At 41.0% G+C, this 17,862-nt stretch carries 17 protein-coding genes; 5 read left to right on the forward strand and 12 right to left on the reverse strand.

Annotated elements, in window-relative coordinates; genetic code table 11:
* Position 1: 1 nt before the first annotated feature.
* Both ADH51_RS00070 and ADH51_RS00075 read right to left on the reverse strand, forming a co-directional pair.
* Positions 2 to 820, reverse strand: coding sequence for a Cof-type HAD-IIB family hydrolase (locus tag ADH51_RS00070; protein WP_002884514.1), 819 nt, complete (start codon positions 818 to 820; stop codon positions 2 to 4).
* Entirely contained in the window at positions 813 to 1,607 is a 795-nt protein-coding gene (locus ADH51_RS00075; protein WP_002884689.1) for an HAD-IIB family hydrolase, read from the reverse strand. Before ADH51_RS00075 ends, ADH51_RS00070 begins: the two co-directional genes overlap by 8 nt.
* Positions 1,608 to 1,788: 181 nt before the next feature.
* Here ADH51_RS00075 and ADH51_RS00080 point away from each other — a divergent pair, with 181 nt between their 5' ends.
* The 3 genes from ADH51_RS00080 to ADH51_RS00090 are packed head-to-tail and all read left to right on the forward strand — an operon-like array spanning position 1,789 to position 3,666.
* Positions 1,789 to 2,166 (forward strand): GntR family transcriptional regulator, encoded by a 378-nt coding sequence (locus tag ADH51_RS00080; protein ID WP_002884206.1) that lies wholly within the window; start codon positions 1,789 to 1,791, stop codon positions 2,164 to 2,166.
* A gap of 4 nt (positions 2,167 to 2,170) precedes the next feature.
* Positions 2,171 to 2,869, forward strand: a complete 699-nt coding sequence (locus ADH51_RS00085) for an ABC transporter ATP-binding protein (protein ID WP_002884466.1) — start codon at positions 2,171 to 2,173, stop codon at positions 2,867 to 2,869.
* Positions 2,870 to 2,880: 11 nt separating this feature from the next.
* On the forward strand, positions 2,881 to 3,666 hold the full coding sequence (locus ADH51_RS00090) for a hypothetical protein (RefSeq protein ID WP_048673694.1): 786 nt from the start codon (positions 2,881 to 2,883) through the stop codon (positions 3,664 to 3,666).
* 50 nt (positions 3,667 to 3,716) lie between these two features.
* Here the strand turns inward: ADH51_RS00090 and ADH51_RS00095 are convergent, their stop codons facing one another.
* The 10 genes from ADH51_RS00095 to ADH51_RS00140 all read right to left on the reverse strand — a co-directional run bounded on the left by ADH51_RS00095 (position 3,717) and on the right by ADH51_RS00140 (position 15,944).
* Positions 3,717 to 4,646 carry an ATP-binding cassette domain-containing protein gene (locus ADH51_RS00095; protein ID WP_002884751.1) on the reverse strand — a complete coding sequence of 310 codons (930 nt, stop codon included), beginning with the start codon at positions 4,644 to 4,646 and terminating at the stop codon, positions 3,717 to 3,719.
* Positions 4,639 to 5,724 carry an ABC transporter ATP-binding protein gene (locus ADH51_RS00100; RefSeq protein ID WP_048673696.1) on the reverse strand — a complete coding sequence of 362 codons (1,086 nt, stop codon included), beginning with the start codon at positions 5,722 to 5,724 and terminating at the stop codon, positions 4,639 to 4,641. The genes ADH51_RS00095 and ADH51_RS00100 overlap by 8 nt, the downstream gene beginning before the upstream one ends.
* Positions 5,725 to 5,733: 9 nt before the next feature.
* Entirely contained in the window at positions 5,734 to 6,660 is a 927-nt protein-coding gene (gene oppC / locus ADH51_RS00105) for an oligopeptide ABC transporter permease OppC (protein ID WP_002884564.1), read from the reverse strand.
* Positions 6,660 to 8,153 (reverse strand): ABC transporter permease, encoded by a 1,494-nt coding sequence (locus ADH51_RS00110; RefSeq protein ID WP_048673698.1) that lies wholly within the window; start codon positions 8,151 to 8,153, stop codon positions 6,660 to 6,662. Before ADH51_RS00110 ends, oppC begins: the two co-directional genes overlap by 1 nt.
* A gap of 60 nt (positions 8,154 to 8,213) precedes the next feature.
* Entirely contained in the window at positions 8,214 to 10,184 is a 1,971-nt protein-coding gene (locus ADH51_RS00115; RefSeq protein ID WP_048673699.1) for a peptide ABC transporter substrate-binding protein, read from the reverse strand.
* Between the two features lie 180 nt (positions 10,185 to 10,364).
* Positions 10,365 to 12,335, reverse strand: coding sequence for a peptide ABC transporter substrate-binding protein (locus ADH51_RS00120; RefSeq protein WP_048673701.1), 1,971 nt, complete (start codon positions 12,333 to 12,335; stop codon positions 10,365 to 10,367).
* 236 nt (positions 12,336 to 12,571) lie between these two features.
* Positions 12,572 to 13,555, reverse strand: coding sequence for a phosphate acetyltransferase (gene pta / locus ADH51_RS00125; RefSeq protein ID WP_048673702.1), 984 nt, complete (start codon positions 13,553 to 13,555; stop codon positions 12,572 to 12,574).
* 13 nt (positions 13,556 to 13,568) lie between these two features.
* Positions 13,569 to 14,465, reverse strand: coding sequence for an RluA family pseudouridine synthase (locus ADH51_RS00130; protein WP_048673704.1), 897 nt, complete (start codon positions 14,463 to 14,465; stop codon positions 13,569 to 13,571).
* Positions 14,462 to 15,298: an NAD kinase gene (locus ADH51_RS00135; RefSeq protein WP_048673705.1), complete on the reverse strand. Its 837-nt coding sequence runs from the start codon at positions 15,296 to 15,298 to the stop codon at positions 14,462 to 14,464. The genes ADH51_RS00130 and ADH51_RS00135 overlap by 4 nt, the downstream gene beginning before the upstream one ends.
* Positions 15,270 to 15,944 (reverse strand): GTP pyrophosphokinase, encoded by a 675-nt coding sequence (locus ADH51_RS00140; protein ID WP_048673707.1) that lies wholly within the window; start codon positions 15,942 to 15,944, stop codon positions 15,270 to 15,272. Before ADH51_RS00140 ends, ADH51_RS00135 begins: the two co-directional genes overlap by 29 nt.
* Before the next feature lie 95 nt (positions 15,945 to 16,039).
* Between ADH51_RS00140 and ADH51_RS00145 the strand changes: the two genes are divergently transcribed.
* Together ADH51_RS00145 and ADH51_RS00150 are read left to right on the forward strand one after the other, a co-directional pair.
* Positions 16,040 to 16,615, forward strand: a complete 576-nt coding sequence (locus ADH51_RS00145) for a CYTH domain-containing protein (protein ID WP_002886838.1) — start codon at positions 16,040 to 16,042, stop codon at positions 16,613 to 16,615.
* A gap of 273 nt (positions 16,616 to 16,888) precedes the next feature.
* A complete protein-coding gene (locus ADH51_RS00150; RefSeq protein WP_048673708.1) occupies positions 16,889 to 17,860 on the forward strand; it encodes a ribose-phosphate diphosphokinase in 972 nt (323 codons plus the stop codon).
* Positions 17,861 to 17,862 lie beyond the last annotated feature (2 nt).

The following is a 17,862-nucleotide window of genomic DNA, read 5'->3' on the forward strand; positions in this document are numbered from 1 at the left end:
CTTATTTCTCTAGAATATATTTGTGGATGGCCTCAGCCACACCAGATTCCTCATTAGTTTTTGTCGTTACTGCCTTGGCAACAGCCTTAACCTTAGGAACAGCATTTGCCATAGCTACACCAAGACCAGCCCACTCCAACATGGTCAAGTCATTTTCCTCATCTCCCATAGCCATAACCTGACTTTTATCAAGGGCAAGATAATCAGACAAAAGTTTCAAGCCTACAGCTTTATGAACCCCTTTCGGCATGACTTCAAGGATAATCTCACGAGACTTAAAAACTTCAAAATTCTGGTATAGCTGTTTAGGTAGTTTTTGAATTTGGGCATTCAAAAATGCCTCCTCACAGACCGTAACTACCTTATTATAGACGATATTTTCAGGAATGTCATCAATACTCTCCACATCAACGAAGGTCAAGGTAGGGTTAGCCTGACGATAGAGAGAATGATTGCCTTTACTTGGCACACCATAGACAATGCCATCACTGATGACATCCATAGGGAGCCCTAGAGGTTCGAAGACAGCATAAATCTGCTTTAAATCTTCTCGACTCATCTCTTTCTTTATGAGAATATCCCCATTATTACGCTGAACCAAGCCACCATTGAAGGTCACACTATAGTGCTTATCATCCAACAAGCCCAAATCTTCCAAGATATGAGTAATAGCTGGCAGAGGACGACCAGTCGTAATGACCACATGAACTCCCTTAGCTTCTGCCGCCTTCAGAGCAGCTCTATTTTCAGCTGTTACTTGCTTATCCTTAGTAAAGAGGGTTCCATCTAGGTCCAAGGCTAGTAATTTAATCTCAGACATCTGAGCCCACCAATCCTTCCATGTAGTCAAAGACTGCACCATCTTTATGGTGACCAATCACCTCATCTGCTACTGCCTTAATCTCATCACGCGCATTTTCCGTAGCAACCGCACGACCCGCAAAGGTCAACATCTCCATATCATTGAGATTATCACCAAAGGCTACAACATCTGAAGCCTGACGCCCCAACTCTTGGCAAAGATGGTAAAGACCAAAGCCCTTGTCCACACCTTTAAGGATGATATCCATAGAATCAAAGCCAGTTGTCACAGCTGTCATATCCTCAAAAATCGTGTTGAGGTAGTCACCACGTTCCATGATGGTATCTCCTTGGAACTTAGCAGTTACCTTGAAAATATCATCTGTGACCGCTTCAAGGTCCGTTGCCATGACATTTTCATAGTAACGTTCCATGGCCTTAAGATAGGCTGGATCTGCATCATTTGGTGCATAGGCACCACGACGGCCTGACAAAAGAATTCCCTCACAAGTTGGCAGGGATAAAGTTGTATCTGCAATTTGCAAATAATCCTTAGGTTCTAGCTTGGACTCGAACAAGACCTCACCCTTGTACTGAACCAAGGCCCCATTTTCCGCAATAATCGCAATACGGTCCACAAACCCATCAAAAAGCTCCTCCAAGGCCAAGAGGGCTCGGCCAGAAGCTACGGTAAAAACATAATCTTTAGCTTCACAAGCATCCAAAAGGTTATCCAAACGTGCTTTGTCATAGGCACCAAGATGGTCTAGAAAGGTACCATCCATATCTGTTGCTAAAATTTTCAAAATAATCTCCCTTCAGGTCGAATATACTTGCCCCTATTGTACCAAAAATAGGAATATAAGTTTGGGAAAAGCCAAAGAAATTAGAGAAAATATGGTATTTTACTTGCAAATTCATCATTTTAGTTGTATCATTACGATAGTACAAGAATAATACTATTATACTTTTAGAAAGGAGTCTCTTATGGCTTGGACATTTGATGAAAAATCGCCAATCTATCTCCAAATCGCCTATCGCGTCAAACTGAAGATAGCTTCCAAGGAATTGAGTATGGGACAACAACTCCTACCTGTAAGGGAATTTGCTCAGGAAGCCGGGGTCAATCCCAACACCGTACAAAGAGCCTTCCAAGAACTTGAAAAAGAGGGGCTGGTCTATTCTGCCCGTACCTCTGGTCGCTTTGTTACTGAAGATGAAAAACTTATTGATCAAAAACGACATGAGATTGCCCAAAGTCTCATGAAAAACTTTGTCACTGAGATGGCAGCCATTGGTTTTAGCTCACCTGAAATCAAAGCCATCATTACTGACTACATCGAACAAACAGGAAAGGACTTATAGACCGATGACTGATATTGTAACTCTAACAAATCTCACCAAGACCTATAATGGTATTCCAGCCCTTAGAGATGTAACCATGTCCATCCCGTCTGGTAAAATCATTGGTCTCTTAGGACCAAACGGTAGTGGTAAAACAACTCTCATCAAGATTTTGAATGGCCTCCTTCAACCAACTTCTGGTTTAGTAACTATTAATGGATTTCAGCCATCACCTATCACCAAAGCTCAAGTAGCATATCTACCTGATACAACTTATTTGGATGAAAGTAAGACTATCCAATACTACTTGGACTTCTTCCAAGATTTCTATGCTGACTTCCGCTATCCTCTTGCCTTGCAACTCTTGCAAGATCTAAAGCTCCAGCCTGATTTGCGCCTTAAAGACCTTTCAAAAGGTAACAAAGAAAAAGTTCAGTTGATTTTGGTTATGAGTCGTGAAGCTAAACTCTATCTCCTCGATGAACCTATCGGTGGGGTCGATCCCGCGTCACGTGACTACATCCTTAAAACCATCATCAACCAATACTCTGAAGATGCTTCTGTTATCATTTCAACCCATTTGATTGCAGATATTGAATCCGTCCTAGATGAAGTTGTTTTCCTAAAATACGGTCAGATTGAACTTCAGGGTGATGCTGATAATATCCGTCAAGCCCATGGCAAATCTATCGACAAACTCTTTAGAGAGATGTTCCACAACTAGGAGGTATGAGCATGTTTTGGAAATTAGTTAAGTATGAATTACAATCAGTCCGCAAGTGGTATCTTGGCATATATGCTATTGCTATCCTACTCTCAATCCCCTTGGGTTTAATGCTTCAAAAATTTATTTTTGTAACTGAACAGAGCCACCAAGAACCTAGTCTACTCTTTTTTGCTTTCTTCACACTGATGGTTTTTGCTACCATTATTGTATGGGGAGCCATTTATATAGCAACAATAGTCCTCATTGTCAGACGCTTTGCAAAGACTGTCTTTGGGAGAGAAGGTTATCTAACCAATACGCTCCCAGTTTCTGCCCACCAATTAATCTTGTCTAAACTCTTGGTAGCCTTTATTTTAGATATCATTTCATCACTCGTTATACTTCTTTCGATTGGAATAATAGCTGCTTTCTGCCTTGATATGAAAGATATCCTCCTAGCTACCAGCTACTTTGGCCAAATCCTAAAAGAGATAGGCGCTTTCTACCTATTCATCCCTTCTACAATCTTGTCAATGATTGCTGGTATCCTTTTCTATTACCTCTGTATTAGTATCGGAAACCTCTTCAACACTAACAAAGTTCTTATGGGATTTGTCGCCTTTTTCGCCATTCAGGCTATCCTATTCTTTATTGGTTTCTTCTTTGGACTCGGTGCAGCCTTGACCGGAGATGCAACATATACTGCAAGTAATAACTCGTCATATATCATTAGTCTAGTTCAGTCTCTCATTCTCATCGCGGCAAGTTACTTTGGTACCTACTATATCATGACCAAACGCTTATATTTGGACTAAAGAAAAACCGTGTTCCTTTTGGAACACGATTTTTTTTGCATTGAAAAGACTTATTTACTTTGTTCTTTACGATAAGTCTCGATTTCGGCTTTGTTACCCCAAACGAAGTGTCCTGGACGTAGTTCAACCATTTCTGGTTTATCAACAGAATAGTCATGTTGGTTTGGATCATAAACCTTCAAGACTTTCTTACGTTCCAAGATTGGGTCTGGAATAGGAACAGCAGACAAGAGTGACTTGGTGTAAGGGTGGATAGGATTGTTGTAGAGTTCTTCTGTCTCAGCAACTTCCACGATTGTCCCCTTGTAAATAACAGCGATACGGTCAGAAATGAAACGGACCACTGACAAGTCGTGAGCGATAAAGAGATAGGTCAATCCCAACTCTTTTTGGAATTTCTTAAGCAGGTTCAAAACTTGGGCACGGACTGACACGTCAAGGGCTGAGATTGGTTCGTCAGCGATGACCAAGTCAGGTTGCATAACCAAGGAACGCGCAATACCGATACGTTGACGTTGTCCCCCAGAAAATTCGTGAGGGTAACGTGTTAAGTGCTCCTCAAGAAGTCCCACTTCTTTGATGATTTCCTTGATTTTAGCTTTACGATCTTCCTCATCCTTATAGAGATGGAAGTTATGCAAGCCCTCAGACAAGATATAATCAACTGTTGCACGTTCATTCAAACTAGCCGCAGGGTCTTGGAAAATCATCTGAATACGACGGATAAGGTCGTTTTTCTCAGAGTGAGATAAGTGTCCATTGATTTTCTTACCGTCAAAAATAATCTCACCATTACTTGTATCATTTAGACCAATAATGGCACGCCCGATAGTGGTTTTACCACTACCAGACTCACCAACGAGGGAAAAGGTTTCACCCTTGTTGATGAAAAAATTAGCATTGTGGACAGCAACGAATTTCTTGCTTCCTTCACCGAAGGAAATCTCCACATCTTTTACTTCAACTAACTTCTCAGGCATTGCCTTCCTCCTCATCTCCTAAATGTGCAAATCCCATATTAGCACGGATTTTTTCATGTAGATTTTGGATAACCGCAGGTTTTTCAACTTTTGGTGCATCCTCATGTAAGAGCCAGGTCTTAGCCCAATGAGTATCTGAAACTTGGAATTTTGGTGCTTTTTCCTCGAAGTCAATTTGCATAGCATAGTCTGAACGCAAGGCAAAGGCATCTCCAACAACAGGTGTATAAAGTGATGGTGGTGTCCCTGGAATTGAGAAAAGCTCACCCTTATCGTCAGCCAACTGTGGCAAGCTTGAAAGCAAGCTCCACGTGTATGGGTGACAAGGCTCATAGAAAATCTCCTCTACAGTTGCGTACTCAATGATTTCACCAGCATACATAACAGCAACCTTGTCAGCGATACTTGCTACCACACCAAGGTCATGGGTAATGAAAATCACTGAGAAACCATACTCCTCTTTGAGTGATTTCAAGAGGTCAATGATTTGAGCTTGAATGGTCACGTCAAGGGCAGTTGTTGGCTCGTCACAGATTAGGACATCAGGACGACAAGCCAAGGCAATGGCAATGACGATACGTTGACGCATCCCACCAGAGTATTGGAAAGGATATTCGTTGAAACGTTTTTCAGCATCAGGAATACCAACCTTGTCCATGTAGTCAATGGCCATTTTTTTAGCTTCTTTGGCTGATTTTCCTTGGTGTTTGACAATGACTTCAACAATTTGGCTACCGATAGTCTTAATTGGGTCAAGACTGGTCATAGGATCTTGGAAGATAGTCGCAATCTTAGCTCCACGAATTGGCGCCCAATCTTGGTGGCTCTTAAGCTTGGTCAAATCTTGGCCACGATAATCAATAGAACCGCTGGCTACACGACCATTTTCTTCAAGCATCCCTGTGAAAGTCTTGGTCAAAACTGATTTACCTGAACCAGACTCACCAACCAAGGCTAAAACTTCACCTTCAACCAAATCAAGGGAAACCCCTCGAATAGCTGTCAAAACACGGTCACGAACGTCAAATTCCACGACGATATCGCGAGCCGATAATATTACATTTTTATTTTCTGTCATATTGGACTCCTATCTATGCGTACGTGGGTCACTGGCATCCGCCAAGTTTTGACCGACAATAAAGAGAGAGAGGGAAACGAGGATCAAGGTAGTCAATGGAATCCAGAAGAGATAAGCATTGACTGTAACGTTCTGTGCATAGTCTGAAATCAAACGACCAAGACTAGGCGTCGTAACGGGAAGCCCCAAACCAAAGTAAGAAAGGAAAGCTTCGTAAGAGATAAATCCTGGCAAGAGCTGACTAGCCATAGTCACGATAACCGATACAAGTTGTGGCATGATATTTTTAACCACAATCTTAGGAGTTGGTGTTCCCAAAGTACGAGAAGCCAAGTTGTACTCCAAATCACGGTAACGCATGATTTGAATACGGATAGTATAGGCAATACCAATCCAACCTGTGACAGTCATGGCAAAGATCATGTTCCAGAAACCAGCACCCAATGAGTAAGTCAAGACGATAACGACAAGGAGGGCAGGAATGTTTGAGATGATGTTGTAGATTTCCATCATAATCATATCGAAGGTCTTAGAAATCCCCCAAACAGCACCAACGACTAAACCAATAGCAACGTTAAGGAAGGTAGCGATAACAGCAATAAGGATAGAATTACGAGCTCCAAACCAAACACTGTCAAAGAGAGACTTACCATTACTGTCTGTACCGAACCAGTATTGAGCATTTGGATGCACATAACGCACACTAAAGTCATTAACCTTAGACACGTCATTGAAGTCAAATTTTGAAAACATTGGGTAGATAAAGCTCATCAAAATGATAGCAATCAAGATACCCAACATAACAGTTGTTGACTTTTTCTTGAAGAACTGACGCATCACCGATTTCCAGTATGAATAGGCCGGCGCATCAATTGTTTCAGAGGCAAAATCATCGCGCTTTACAAATTGGAACTTACTTTTATCAATTGAAGCCATTATTTACCTCCTTTAGATGTCAATTTGATACGTGGGTCAATCATAGTCATAAGGATATCACCCACAAGCAATGAGAAGATGGTGAGGGCTGTGAAAATAAATACAAGACCCACAACCATAGCGTTATTTGAAGCACGGACAGAGTCAATCAACATTTTACCCATACCAGGGTAGGCAAAGATTGTTTCTGTCAAGGTTGCCCCTGTGATAACACTAACGATAGATGCTGGGATCCCTGAAACCAAGGAAACCATAGCATTTTTGAAAATGTGTTTATTCGAAATTTCTTGTTCTGACAACCCTTTGGCACGTGCAAAACGAACGAAGTCTTGTGACTGCAAGTCAATCATGTAACGACGAATCCAAATGGCAAGACCTGGTGTAGACAAAAGACCGAGAATAACAGATGGCAAGACGTATGAACGCCAGTCACCCGCACCCAAGATAGGGAAGGAATCTGGAAGACCAATCTCAGAACCAATCAAACGAATGATATAAACCAAGGCGATGGTTGGTAGTGAGAGCAAGAAAGTCAAGACACCAGTTGAAATACTATCAAAGAGTGTATTTTTAAAGCGTGCCATGTATGATCCCAATGGAATTGCCAAAGCATAAGACAAGACCAAACCAATCAAACCAGCAATGGCAGAACTTGTCACCATTGATGGGTATTGGTAGCGACTCTTAGTAGATGTGTATGGGTCATCACCATAGTAAGAACGATCCCTAGCATCAGCCTGACTTGGTGATTTATAAGTACGAGAGTAGATATCTACTGAAGATACTTTCTTACCAGTAGGGAAGTTGACCTCAGAGCTTTGTGTTTGCCCTTGACCTTGTGTAATAACATCAAGAACACCTTGCTCAGCATAAGTTGGGTAAGATGTACCAAGGTTCATCTTAACAAAGTTTTGGTGAACAAATGGGAACTGACTGTTAAAGTAAAGCAAATATTTATGCTTAGTCCCTGAACCGACAACTGACCAACCGATAGCTGGGTCATTTTCAATACGGATGTAACGCTTCAAGTTTGGATTTGTTTTATCTTTAACCCATCCGGTATTGTCAAATTCAAAGAGGTGTGCATAGAAGCCAAACACACGTTCAAGCACCGGCACATCACGTGTCGCATAGAATTGTTTACTTTGCTTGAATTGATGCAAACGCCAGCCACGTCCTAAACTATCCACATATTTTTGGTAAATAGCCTTATTTTCTTTTGTTGGCTTAGTGGTTACTGACTTATCGAGGGAGCTAGCTTTCTCCTGCAACTCCTTGGTGTCATAGTAATCAATATAACCCATACGTTCATAGATTGTATTTTCATAGTTAGTCTTAGAATCAGCTGTCTTAGCAATCTTATTGTAGTTAGGGTCCTGTCTGAAAATCAGACGCCTCGGCACCATGGTATAGATAATCGTGTAGGTCAAGGCCGTCACGACAAATATTGACAATAGAGAACGGAGGGTTCTCAATAAAATGTATTTTTTCATGTCTCTTCCTTTAATTCCAAAAGAACTTTCCCAATCGAATGAGAAAGTTCCATCGTCCTTTTATTTAACGTGTTTCTCAAGGTCTTTTTGAGCTTTTTCGTTGGACTTAGACTTTTCTTTAAGCCAGCTTTCGCGAGCTTTATCATAGTTTTTCTTAGTGACAACATCTTTTTGAGGTTCAAGGTACTTGAAGTATCTGTCAGAACCCTTAGGTCCTACTTGAGAGTAAGCACCTGAGAATGGTGTCAAACGAGCTACCATTGGCGCAGCCCCCTTATTGACCATAAGTGGCATAAAGAGCGAGCTGTCTTCCAACCAAGCTTGTGCCTCAGCATAACGTTCATAACGTACATTGAGGTCGCTTGTTTCCTTAGCTGCATTATCAACCAAAGCATCAAAGTCTTTAAGACCTACTTGAGCTGCTGCTGCATTGTTAGGGTCGTCAAATCCCATGTAAGTTTTAGTGTTCTCACTAGCTGTTGTTTTGAAGATATCGAGGAATGTTGATGGATCTTCATAGTCAGGAGCCCAAGCTACTGAGATATTGATATCCCAGTCTTCTGCCGCTGCATTAGCTGCATACAATGTGCTATTTAGAAGATCATCTTGAGACATTTGATGAACATCTACCACGACATTTTCTTTACCAAGTGTCTTTTCAACAGATTGTTTCAAAGATTGTGCACGTGCAACCGTTGTTTTAGCTGCTTGGTCAACTGGAAGGTCCAAGTGAATTGGGAATTGAACACCTTCTCCTTGAAGAGCTTCCTTAGCTTTGTTAAATTCAGCCTTAGCCTTATCAGCATTGAAGATACCGTCTTGACTGTCTTTAAAGTTAACACCTGACCACTCGTCACCATATGAAGCCATCTTTTCAGTTACCAAATCGCCAAATGACTTGTCACCAGCATAAACGAAGTCAGGTTTTACGAGTAGGTTACGAATCGCAAGAGCTGCACCTTTTTCACCATTAAGTTGTGCTGAATAAGCTGTACGGTCAATAGCGAAGTTAACTGATTGACGGAAGTCCTTGTTAAGAAGAGCCTTCTTAGTTGAGTCCTTCTCAGCATCTGTCTTCTTAGATGTATGGTTGTAAGACTGACGGTCAATGTTAACACCAGCACCAAGAACATCTGCAGAAGGTTGTGTATAGAAGATATTATCTTTATATTGTTTTTCTACTGAATCAAAGTTTGAGCTTGTTGGGTATAGACGTGCTTGACTATAAGCTCCGTCAGTGAAATTACGGACAAGCGATTCTTGGTCTGAAGCATCGTAGAAAGATAGTTTAACGCCGTCAAAGTGAACATTTTTCTTATCCCAATAGTTTTCATTTTTAGCCAACTCGATAGATGATTTAGCTGTCAATGACTTAAGGATATATGGACCATTATAAAGGATAGATGATGGATCTGTTGATTTACCAAAGCTATCCCCTTTTGACTTAAGAAACTCTTCATTTACAGGCCAGAAGAGAGAATAAGTCATCTTAGAATTCCAGTAAGGTTCTGGTTGTTTAAGTGTGTACTGAAGAGTGTAATCATCAAGAGCTTTAACGCCAACTTTAGAGAAGTCTTTATCAGTACCATTGAAATAATCAGCAAGACCTACTACAGAATCTTTTGCCAAGTAAATTGACTCTGTCTTTTTATCAGCAGCATGCTTAAGACCTGTTACGAAGTCTTTAGCTGTTACTTCTGCATACTCTTCACCATCTGAAGTGTACCATTTAACTCCCTTACGAAGTTTGTAAGTATAAGTCAAACCATCAGCTGAAACAGTCCAGTCCTTGGCAATAGAAGGTACCAAGTTACCATATTTATCGTTTTCCAAAAGGCCATCGACACCATTTGTCACAGCATCAGTCGTTGAACCTTTATTGGAAATAAGATAGTCCAATGTTTCAGGATCAGCAGTATAAACATAGTTATAAGTATTGCTTGAAGTGTTTGATTTTGATGAACAAGCCACTAAAACCCCAACACTTAGGAGGGAAACACCCGCAAGGGCCAACCATTTACTTTTTTTCATAAGCATTCTCCAAAAATCTTTTTTGATATGCCTACATTATACCATAAAAAATAAGATGAGTACAATTTTCAGAATATTTTGTCTTATGCTGACTTTCTCACAATTATACCCCTCATGAACACTAGGAATTAGCCCTTTTTTGACAAAAGAAAAAGGCAAACTGCCTTTTCCTCAAGATTATTATTTAACGTGTTTCTCAAGATCTTTTTGAGCTTTTTCGTTAGATGCTTTCTTTTCTTTAAGCCATTTTTCACGACTTTGTTCATATTCTTTCTTAGTAACTACTTTTTCCTGTGGTTTCACATATTTGAAGTAGTCTGATGAGTTCTTATCACCCACTTGCATGCTAGCACCCGTAAATGGTGTCAAGCGTGAGATAACTGGTGCTGCACCGTTACCAACAGTCAATGGAATGACAAGAGAGCTATCTTCCAACCAAGCTTGGGCTTGAGCATAACGGTCGTAACGAGCGTTGAGGTCTGTTGTTTCTGAAGCTGCTGAATCAAGCAAGGCGTCATAATCTTTAAGACCTACTTGAGCTGCGGCAGCATTGTTTGGATCATCATACCCCATGAAAGTCTTGGTATTTTCACTTGAAGTTGTCTTAAAGATATCAAGGTAAGTTGATGGGTCTTGATAGTCTGGACCCCAAATGACACCGTTTGAAATATCCCAGTCTTCTGCCGCTGCATTAGCCGCGTTAAGGGTTGCATTTTGTATGTCATCAGATGATAATTGGTTAACATCGATAACCACATTATCGCTACCCAATGATTGCTCAATGGTTTGTTTCAAAGATTGGGCCTGAGCAACATTGATTTTAGAACTTTGGTCAACAGGAAGGTCTAAGTGAATTGGGAATTGAACACCATCTGCTTGGAGAGTTTCCTTAGCTTTGGCAAACTCAGTCTTAGCTTTTTCAGCATTGTAGAGGCCATCTTGACCATCAGTAAAGTTTACACCTGACCATTCATCACCATAAGAGGACATTTTCTCTGTTACAAGATCTCCAAAGGTCTTATCACCTGCACTGACAAAATCAGAAGGAACAAAGAGGTTACGTAGAGCTAGAGCTGCACCATCTTTACCATTCATTTGTGATTGATAAGCCGTACGATCAATTGCGAAGTTGATTGATTGACGGAAGTCTTTGTTTAGAAGAGCCTTCTTAGTTGATGTCTTTTCAGCATCCGTCTTCTTGGCTGAGAATTTATAGCTTTGGCGGTCAATATTCACACCAATAGCCGATGTAGATGCACCTGGTGCTGTGTAATAAATATTATCTTTATAGTTTTTCTCAACTGAAGCATAGTTAGAACTCGTTGGGTAGACACGAGCCAAACTATAGGCACCATCCGTGAAACCACGTTCTAGAGCCTCTTGATCCGAACCGTCATAATATGACAATTTGATGGCATCAAAGTGTACATTCTTCTTGTCCCAATAATTTTCATTCTTAGTCAACTCAATAGATGATTTAGCTGTCAAAGATTTGAGAATGAAAGGACCATTATAGAGGATAGATGTTGGGTCTGTTGACTTACCAAAATCTTTCCCTTTGTTCTTAAGAAAGTCTTCGTTAACTGGGAAGAGCAAGCCATAAGTTGTTTTAGAGTTCCAGTATGGCTCCGGTTTTTTAAGGGTGTATTGCAATGTATAATCGTCGATTGCTTTAACGCCAACATTTGAGAAATCTTTATTGGCACCAGAAAGGTAGTCAGACAATCCAGCAATAGAATCTTGTACCAAATAGAGGGCTCCAGACTTGCCATCAGCCGCATGCTTAAGACCAGTCACAAAGTCCTTAGCAGTCACATCAGCATACTCTTCACCATCAGAAGTATACCATTTAACTCCCTTACGGATTTTATAAGTATAAGTCAGACCATCTTGAGACACAGACCAATCTTCAGCTACTGAAGGAACAAGGTTCCCATATTTATCTGCTTCCATAAGACCATCTACACCGTTTGTCACAGCTGTCTTAGTAGGTCCTGTATTTGAAGTGATGTAATCCAATGATTCTGGGTCTGAATTATAAACATAACCATAAGTCGTTCCACTAGTACTTGACTTAGAAGAACAAGCCGCTAAGGCACCTACACTGAGGAGTGCCACACCCGCGAGGGCTAACCATTTGCTTTTTTTCATAAGATTTCTCCAAAAAATAAAATTTTACCTTTTCATTATAGCATAAATAATCAAGAAAAACAGTCGTTGTCAGACAATTTTGCACAAGCATTTTACATGATAAAACACGATAAACTCAATAATCCCTTGTATTTCCTAGATTTCTAGCTACTTCAATCGATTTATTTTTAATCACCAGTCATGCATAAAACAAAAAGGCCTAACACCTAGGTTAAACCTCTGTTTCTAAGTTAAAATTAGCCATTAAGAGCTTGAGCAGCTGTGATAATCGCCAAATTGTAAATATCTTCAGCACTAGCCCCACGTGAAAGGTCGTTAACAGGTTTATTAAGACCTTGCAAGATTGGACCGATAGCTTCGAACATTCCCAAACGTTGGGCAATCTTATATCCAATGTTACCTGCTTGCAAACCTGGAAAGACAAAGACATTGGCATGTCCTGCTACGTTACTATCTGGAGCCTTAATGGCAGCTGTTGCTGGAACAAAGGCTGCATCAAACTGCAATTCACCATCAATAGCCAAGTCAGGACGCATTTCTTTGGCAATATTTGTTGCTTGAACAACCCTGTCAACTTTTGGCGATTTAGCAGAACCTTTTGTTGAGAAGCTAAGCATGGCCACTTTAGGATCAATACCAAAAACTTTAGCTGTTTCAGCAGTATTAATTGCAATTTCTGCCAATTCTTGAGCATTTGGTTCAATGTTGATGGCACAGTCGGCAAACACCAAACGATGATCGGTATTTTCACGGTTCATAAGGAAAACACCTGATGTACGTGAAATGCCTGGTTTTGTTTTGATAATTTGAAGGGCAGGACGTACTGTATCCGCTGTCGAGTGACTGGCACCTGAAACCATTCCATCAGCAAGACCAAGTTTAACTAGCATAACACCGAAATAGTTAACATCACGAAGCAACTTCTCTGCATCTTCGATCGTTGCTTTTCCTTTACGGATCTCAACAAATTTTTCCTTCATTTCCTCAAAACCTTCATAGGCTTCAGGATTAATAATCGTATAGTTAAAGTCTGCAAAGCCAAAATCACTCAAGATTTTGTGAACCTCAACTGGGTCTCCCAAAATAATAGGATCCACCAATCCTTCAAATTTCAAACGGGCAGCAGCACGAACCACACGGTCGTCGTTACCCTCAGGAAAAACAATCTTAACACCTTTCCCTAAAATACGTTCACGAAGTTCACCAAATAGACTACGCATAAAAAATCCTCAATCAATCTTTTTTAGTTTGTAAGTTCATGATAACGGTTTCAAAATCATCTGTCAAGGAAGATGCATGGACCATCTCTTTTTTGGTGAAAGGATCAATAAAGGCAAGGCGATGACAATGCAAGGCCTGGCGCTTAATACCATAATCTAGGGAACCGCCATAAAGGTCGTCTCCCAAAAGAGGCAAACCTAAGTGGGCAAAGTGCACACGAATCTGGTGCGTTCGTCCGGTATGAAGATTGATATCAACCAGTTTAACCCTACCATAATCACCAACCAAGCGATAGCTTGTATGGGCATATTTCCCTGATTTATGAACCCGACGTGTAATAATAGAATCCACATCACGCGCAATCGGTGCAATGATTTCACCCTGCTCCTCAAGTTTTGTATCACCTTCAACCAAGGCATAGTAATGTTTCTTAATAGACTTCTGCTGCAACTGTTTATCCATACGCGCGTGGGCATAACCATGCTTAGCAAACAACATGAGACCGGATGTATCCTTATCCAGACGTGTCACGATATGCACACGCTGATTAGGATAATTATTGCTAACGAAGTGATGTTTGACGAAATTAGCCATAGTATTGTCATGGTTGACACTTGGAATACTAGCATAGCCATAAGGTTTATTAATCACCAAGAAGTTGTCATCCTCATAGACAATATCCAAGTCAAAAGGAATAGGTTTCAAGGTCTCGTGCGGTGCCTCATCAGGGATTTCAATGGCAATCACGTCTCCTTCATGGACAGGATAAGTCGCAAACTGCTCCTCGCCATTGACCCAAATATGACCGCCCTCAAACTTAATCTTGGCCAGTAGTCCTTTAGAAATATCGTGCTCCTTCAAAAAGGTCTTAACCCGACAAGAACGCCCTACTGTAAACTCATATCTCATTCTTCCATGTCTCCGATAAAGGAATCACGTACACGTTCCCAGAAACTGGTGTGACTAGCACTAGCCACAAAGGAAATCTTACGTTGGTCAATTGAGAATTCTACCTTTTTCACATTGCGGTTGGTATAGGTTTTATTATCAACAGACAAAGTGTAGCTTCCCATTCGGGTAGGATAAACCGTAATCTTCTCATGCTTAGGCACAATAAGGGGACTACCTAGGGTACGATACACACGATTATTAAGACTAGCAATCTCAGTCAGTTGCAAGGCTTCAATAGTAGGGTGAAGGACAGCACCACCCAAAGATTTATTGTAGGCTGTTGATCCTGTAGGCGTTGACACCGACAGTCCATCACCACGAAAACTCTCAAACAAGACATCATTAAGGCAAACATCTGCTGCCATGGTTTTCTCATTACGCTTGATGGCTGCTTCATTAAGGGCAATCGACGTAAAAGAACGACTATCAGCCAGGGTCAATTTAACATTCAAAAGAGGGTAAGAAATCTTAGCACCACTGTCTTTTCGAAGCGTCTCAATTAATTGATCTACTTCACTGTCCAAATAATCCGTATAAAAGCCTAAGTGACCCGTGTGAATCCCTACAAAACGCACACGAGCAAGCTCTTTTTCATACATATGAAAGGCCGATAGCAACATGCCATCACCACCAATTGAGATGACCACATCTGGATTTTTCTTGGTCAAATAAAAATCAGGATCATCTCGAAAGGCATTAAAAAGTTTCGAGGCAACACGCCTACTTTGGGGTTTGCCATTGGCAATAATAGCTACCTTCATCTCATCCGAAGAGGTCTTCATCTGTGTCATCACTATTTCCTACACTATCCTTCAAAGTTCTATTAATTGGATCAAAGAGCAACTGGGCTTCTCTAATATCATCACGTATCTTCCGCATTTCTTCGTCAAGCTCATAAGCCATGCGGGCCGTAGTTTCCAAGCGAAGTTTAATCTCCTCAGGAAAATTCCCCTGATACTTGTAATTAAGGGAATGTTCAATGGTGGCCCAAAAGTTCATGGCCAAAGTCCTAATCTGAATCTCTGCAAGAATTTCCTTACGACCACCTATGGTATCAACGGGATAAGATATAATAACATGATAAGAGCGATAACCCGAATTTTTACGGTTTCTGATATAGTCTCGCTCTGAAACAATAGTCATATCACTACGATGACGAAGCAAGGCCAAAACCTCATCCACATCATCGACAAATTGGACCATGACTCGGAGACCAGCGATATCCTGCATATCTTGAGCCAAATTTTCAATCGAAAGGCCACGAAGGGCGATCTTCTCTTCAATGGAAGCCACTGACTTCACACGTCCCGTCACAAACTCAATGGGCGAGTGACGATTTTGCTTACGAAATTGTTTACGAATGCCTCGGAGCTTGATTTTGAGCTCACCTACGGCCTGAATATAGGGGTCTAAAAATTGTTCCCAATCCATGGTCAAGATAGGACTCCTCCTTGTCAAAAGCTTTAGTTTTTTATAAAATAAATACAATCTGTTATATTATACCACATTTGAAAGCACAAGGGAGGACACACATGAACCATTTAGAGATAGAGTACAAGACTCTACTCACCAAAGACGAGTACAATCGTTTAGCGATGCTTTTCTCCCATGTGACACCTGTTACGCAAACCAACTACTACATCGACACTCCTCAGAGTGACATGAGAAATAAAAAACTCTCCTTGCGTATCAGGACGCTTCCCACTCATGGTGAGCTGACCTTGAAGATCCCTGAAAAAGTCGGGAACATGGAGTACAACGTTACCATGGATTGTGCGGACGCTAAGGCTTTGACTAAGTCGCTGGACTTTCCTGATTGTCAGATCAAATCCATTCTTCTGGAACGTGGGGTTAAACTTGAGGACCTAACCATCCTCGGACATTTGACCACAACCCGTCGCGAGTACCAGACTAATATCGGCCTCATGGCCCTCGATGTCAATGTCTATGCTGATAAGAAAGACTACGAGCTTGAACTAGAAGTTTCGGATGCCGAGAAAGGTAAAGACGACTTTGATGCTTTCCTTAAAGAAAATAACATTGACTTTAAGTATGCCAAGAGTAAGGTTGCACGCTTTGTAGCTACCCTCAAACGAGACAAAGACTAAAAGTTAGACAAGGAGTTGGCTCCTTGTTTTTTTATGTTTAAACACATGCAGCGTTAAATACTACAAGCATTTTATCTCATAAATGACTTCCAGAGGTCTAAAAACGCATACAAAGGAATTTTATCTAACAAAGGTTCGGTATTTTTCACTAATATCATACTTTGATGGCTGAAATTTCTGCTTCTTTTTGCTAAAATAGAACCATCTGTAGTTTTATTACAATAGCCCTAACTGGGCTTAGCATCTTATTTTTTTAAAGGAGTCACCATCGTCATGGTACATCAAAAAGCAAACCCACAATTGAAATTGTTCTCGCTCAGCTCAAACCCAGAAATTGCTGAAAAAATTGCTGAGGCTACTGGATTGCCACTTGGTAAAGTATCTTCACGTCAATTTTCTGACGGTGAAATCATGATCAACATTGAAGAGTCTGTTCGTGGGGACGATATCTATATCATCCAATCTACTAGCAACCCTGTTAACGACCACCTTTGGGAATTGCTCATCATGATTGATGCCTGCAAACGTGCCAGTGCTAACTCTGTCAACGTTGTTATGCCTTACTTTGGTTATGCACGTCAAGACCGTATCGCTGCGTCACGTGAACCAATCACTGCTAAATTGATTGCCAATATGCTAGTTAAAGCTGGTGTCAATCGTCTCTTGACGCTTGACCTTCACGCTGTCCAAGTTCAAGGATTCTTCGATATCCCAGTAGATAACCTCTTCACAATGCCTTTGTTTGCTGAATACTACAACAAAAAAGGATTCACAGGAAGTGATGTTGTCGTTGTTAGCCCTAAAAACTCGGGTGTTAAACGTGCTCGTAGCTTGGCGGACTACCTTGATGCACCAATCGCTATCATTGACTACGCTCAAGATGATTCAGAACGTGAAGAAGGCTACATCATCGGTGAGGTTGAAGGAAAAACAGCAATCTTGGTTGATGATATCCTTAACACTGGTAAAACGTTTGCTGAAGCTGCTAAAATCCTTGAACGTGGTGGCGTTAAAGACATCTATGCAGTAGCTAGTCACGGTCTCTTTGCAGGAGGTGCTGCTGAAGTCCTCAACGCTGCTCCAATTAAAGAAATCTTGGTGACAGATTCAGTTGCAACTAAAGAAAATGTTCCTACAAATGTTAAATACATTTCAGCAAGTAAGCTAATCGCTAACGCTACTACTCGTATTTTCGAACGTCAACCACTTAGCCCACTCTTTGCTTACACTGCAAACGAGGACTAAGC

This window comes from Streptococcus sp. 449_SSPC (assembly GCF_001073005.1).
Lineage (GTDB): Bacteria > Bacillota > Bacilli > Lactobacillales > Streptococcaceae > Streptococcus > Streptococcus salivarius_F.

Excerpts from the sequence above, each read along its gene's own strand:
- ADH51_RS00070 (WP_002884514.1), bottom strand. The coding sequence starts at position 820 with ATGTCTGAGATTAAATTACTAGCCTTGGACCTAGATGGAACCCTCTTT.
- ADH51_RS00080 (WP_002884206.1), top strand. The coding sequence starts at position 1,789 with ATGGCTTGGACATTTGATGAAAAATCGCCAATCTATCTCCAAATCGCC.
- ADH51_RS00085 (WP_002884466.1), top strand. The coding sequence starts at position 2,171 with ATGACTGATATTGTAACTCTAACAAATCTCACCAAGACCTATAATGGT.
- ADH51_RS00090 (WP_048673694.1), top strand. The coding sequence starts at position 2,881 with ATGTTTTGGAAATTAGTTAAGTATGAATTACAATCAGTCCGCAAGTGG.
- ADH51_RS00095 (WP_002884751.1), bottom strand. The coding sequence starts at position 4,646 with ATGCCTGAGAAGTTAGTTGAAGTAAAAGATGTGGAGATTTCCTTCGGT.
- ADH51_RS00100 (WP_048673696.1), bottom strand. The coding sequence starts at position 5,724 with ATGACAGAAAATAAAAATGTAATATTATCGGCTCGCGATATCGTCGTG.
- oppC (WP_002884564.1), bottom strand. The coding sequence starts at position 6,660 with ATGGCTTCAATTGATAAAAGTAAGTTCCAATTTGTAAAGCGCGATGAT.
- ADH51_RS00110 (WP_048673698.1), bottom strand. The coding sequence starts at position 8,153 with ATGAAAAAATACATTTTATTGAGAACCCTCCGTTCTCTATTGTCAATA.
- ADH51_RS00115 (WP_048673699.1), bottom strand. The coding sequence starts at position 10,184 with ATGAAAAAAAGTAAATGGTTGGCCCTTGCGGGTGTTTCCCTCCTAAGT.
- ADH51_RS00120 (WP_048673701.1), bottom strand. The coding sequence starts at position 12,335 with ATGAAAAAAAGCAAATGGTTAGCCCTCGCGGGTGTGGCACTCCTCAGT.
- pta (WP_048673702.1), bottom strand. The coding sequence starts at position 13,555 with ATGCGTAGTCTATTTGGTGAACTTCGTGAACGTATTTTAGGGAAAGGT.
- ADH51_RS00130 (WP_048673704.1), bottom strand. The coding sequence starts at position 14,465 with ATGAGATATGAGTTTACAGTAGGGCGTTCTTGTCGGGTTAAGACCTTT.
- ADH51_RS00135 (WP_048673705.1), bottom strand. The coding sequence starts at position 15,298 with ATGACACAGATGAAGACCTCTTCGGATGAGATGAAGGTAGCTATTATT.
- ADH51_RS00145 (WP_002886838.1), top strand. The coding sequence starts at position 16,040 with ATGAACCATTTAGAGATAGAGTACAAGACTCTACTCACCAAAGACGAG.
- ADH51_RS00150 (WP_048673708.1), top strand. The coding sequence starts at position 16,889 with ATGGTACATCAAAAAGCAAACCCACAATTGAAATTGTTCTCGCTCAGC.